Source organism: Candidatus Infernicultor aquiphilus, from assembly GCF_002784285.1.
Lineage (GTDB): Bacteria > Atribacterota > Phoenicimicrobiia > Phoenicimicrobiales > Phoenicimicrobiaceae > Infernicultor > Infernicultor aquiphilus.
This window is the reverse complement of record NZ_PFKO01000029.1, coordinates 2,021-5,323: the sequence shown is the minus strand read 5'-3', so window position 1 is coordinate 5,323 and position 3,303 is coordinate 2,021. Positions and strand designations below refer to the sequence as shown.

Below are 3,303 nucleotides of genomic sequence, written 5' to 3'. Positions count from 1 at the left end.
ATTGAAGGGTTTTTATCTTAGAGATATAAAAAGTTTAAAATTAAGGAAATATAATTTCTAAGAGACTCCATAGAGGAGGAAAAAATGATAAATAAACCGGATATTAGAAGTAAAATTTTAGGCGAACTGATAAAACTTTCTCATAATCTTGGAAGAGAAGAATATCATCTGGCCATTATTGGTGAAGGCAATGCTTCAGCCAGGGTTAAGGCTGAGAATATTAGGGAGAGTTTTTTTATAAAAGCAAGCGGGACCCAGCTGGCAACGGTAGGTGAGGAAGATTTTATTCAGGTTTATTTTGAACCGATTATGCAGCTTATAAACATAGACAATCCTGATGCAGAAGATATTAATCATATCTTTGAGAAAGCTAAAATAGATAAAAAATGCCGGGCGAAACCCTCGGTGGAAACTTTATTACATGCTATTTGTCTTAGTATTGAGGGAGTAAACTTTATTGGCCATACCCATCCCATAGCAGTAAATATCTTAACTTGTTCGAAGGGTTTTCCTGAAAATTTGAAAGGCAGAATATATCCAGATGAGATTGTTTTGTTGGGGAAAGAATCAATCTTTATCCCTTATACGGATCCTGGGGTTCTATTAGCTAAAAGAATCAAGAAAGAAATCGATATATTTCTGGAAAGGCAGGGAGAAAGACCCAGGGTAATCTACCTACAAAATCATGGACTTATTGCCTTAGGATCTTCAGCTATGGAAGTGGAGAATATTACCTTAACTGCCAATAAATCTGCTGAAATTCGTTTTGGTGCACTACTTTTAGGAGGGATAAATACCCTCTCTGAAGAAATAGTTATCCACCTAGCGGAAAGACCAGATGAAAAGTATCGACAAGAATTATTTAAACTGCAAAAATAGTTTTTAAGGGTAAAGGGGCTGTCTTATGAAGAAAAAATTTGTAGCGGTTGATCTGGGGGCAGAAAGTGGAAGAGTAATTGTGGGCGATGTTTCGGAAATGGAAGTAATGCACCGTTTTCTTAATAAGCCAGTAAGGATTAAAGATAGTATCTATTGGGATATCCTTAATATATTTATGGAGATAAAAAGTGGTTTAAAAATTGCTTTTAAAAAATATCCTGGTCAGATAGCGAGTATTGGTATAGATACTTGGGGAGTTGATTATGTTCTTTTAGACGATAATGGAGATCTTCTGGGAAATCCCTATCACTATAGAGATAAAAGAACAGACCATATCATGGAGGAAGTATTTAAAATCATCCCCCCAGAAAAGATTTTTATAGAAACAGGAATCCAATTTATGCAGATAAACACTATCTATCAGCTCTATTCCTTTATTAAAAACAAAGCCAAGATCTATAAAGCAGCTTGCTACTTTTTAACTATTCCTGATCTCTTTAATTACTGGTTGACCGGGATGATAAAAAATGAATATTCTATTGCTACCACTACCCAATTATATAATCCTAAAGAAAAAAAATGGTCGGTTAAATTATTAGAAAAGCTAGGAATCAGAGAGGAAATGTTTGGTGAAATAATTATGCCTGGAACAAAACTGGGAAAGCTCTTACCATATATTGCTCAAGAGATTGGCGCGGGTCCAGAAGTAGAAGTTATTGCCCCTGCTTGCCATGATACTGCTTCCGCAATAGCTGCAGTTCCGGTTATAAACGATATAGACTATGCCTATCTTAGCTCAGGTACCTGGTCATTATTGGGGATAGAATCTCCTCAACCAATTATCAACGAAGGAAGTTTTAAATATAATTTTACCAACGAAGGATCAGCAGATGGTGGTTTCAGGTTTCTTAAGAATATTACTGGTTTCTGGATTATTCAAGAGTGTAAAAAATATTGGGATGAAAAGGATAAAATATATTCGTATGATGAGTTAACTAGATTAGCTTCCCATTATGGGTCAGTTAATTGGAAGCTTAATCTTGATGACTCTCGTTTTCTCAAACCTAATCTTATCGATGACAGTATGCCACATAGGATTAAGGCTTACTGTCAGGAAACCGGACAAAAAATTCCTCAGACGCCAGCGGAGATGGTCAGGGGAATAATTGAAAATATGGCTGACATTTATGCCCAAACTCTAAAGAAAATAGAAGAAGTAAGCGGTCGATCTATCCAGGAGTTATATATTATAGGAGGGGGATGTCAGAATAATTTATTATGTCAACTTACCGCTGATCTGGCCGGGATACCAGTTTATGCTGGACCAGTTGAAGCCACCGCTATTGGAAATCTAATGATTCAATCTTTATCTAAAGGACAAATTAATTCGATTCAGGAAGGTAGAAAAATAATCAGGAAATCTTATAAAATTAAGAGTTTTTACCCGGGGAAAAGATGATAAAGAAAGAACCTAATTAAGTTAGGGGATTATGGGGATTATAAGGTTATAAGGAGGGTTTATAAATGGTTATACCAGTAATTATGCCCAAACAAGGAGAGACAGTGGAGTCCTGTATTATTGTAGAGTGGAAAAAAAAAGAAGGAGATAGGGTAGAAAAAGATGAGATTATTTGTCAAGTAGAAACTAATAAGGCTATTTTTGAAATTATTGCTCCGGAGAAAGGAATCTTACTTAAGATATTATTTAAGGAAGGTGAAGATGTTCCGGTATATACTCCCATTGCCATCATTGGAGAACCAGGAGAAAGCATGGATAATTTAATTCCTGCTTCGCATCTTGATTCTTCTGTGCCTATCTCTCCACGAGCGCGCCACTTAGCGGAGGAAAAAGGGGTGGAAATTTCTAAAATTTTAGGAACTGGTCCCGAGGGAAGGATTATGGCTCAAGATGTATTGAATTTTTTATCCAAACCAGGGGCTATTACCCCGGAAGAAGTTACTCCAGGGTTAGCTAAATCCCCTCTGCCTGTGCAGGTTAGCCTGCAGACAGGCCCAGTGAGCTTTTATCTTGGATCCCAGAAAGAGATTCCAGTGCAAGGGATACGAAAAATTATTGCCGATAAAATGTTTAAATCACTCCAAAATTCAGCTCAACTTACTCTTAATGCTTCTGCTGAAGTCTCTACTTTACTATCCTTGAAAGAAGGCTGGAAAAAAGCTGCCTCAGAATCAGACCTAAGTAGAATATCCATTAATGACCTGGTTAGTTATGCCTTGATTAAGACTTTACCTCAATTTAGGACTCTCAATGCTCATTTTTTAATAGACAAAATTGTGGAATATGATAATATTCATTTGGGAATAGCGGTAGATACTCCCCGAGGATTAATGGTTCCGGTGATACACCAGGCTCAGCTTAAATCTTTAGTCGAAATTTCTAAAGAAACCAGGCGTTTAAAGCAG

Annotated in this window: 3 protein-coding genes; all 3 read left to right on the top strand. The window is 36.6% G+C overall.

The features are described from left to right. Nucleotides 1-84: 84 nt before the first annotated feature. Complete coding sequence (locus tag COZ07_RS00950) at nt 85-879, top strand: class II aldolase/adducin family protein (protein ID WP_406606739.1); 795 nt, start codon at nt 85-87, stop codon at nt 877-879. Nucleotides 880-904: 25 nt separating this feature from the next. Further along, complete coding sequence (locus COZ07_RS00945; protein ID WP_406606738.1) at nt 905-2,338, top strand: rhamnulokinase family protein; 1,434 nt, start codon at nt 905-907, stop codon at nt 2,336-2,338. Between the two features lie 65 nt (nt 2,339-2,403). Next, nucleotides 2,404-3,303, top strand: a 900-nt coding sequence (locus COZ07_RS00940) for a dihydrolipoamide acetyltransferase family protein (RefSeq protein WP_406606737.1), incomplete at its 3' end; no start/stop codon positions are given.

What these genes read in the sequence shown, in the direction of transcription:
- COZ07_RS00950 (WP_406606739.1), top strand. Translation starts at nt 85, where the DNA reads ATGATAAATAAACCGGATATTAGAAGTAAAATTTTAGGCGAACTGATA.
- COZ07_RS00945 (WP_406606738.1), top strand. Translation starts at nt 905, where the DNA reads ATGAAGAAAAAATTTGTAGCGGTTGATCTGGGGGCAGAAAGTGGAAGA.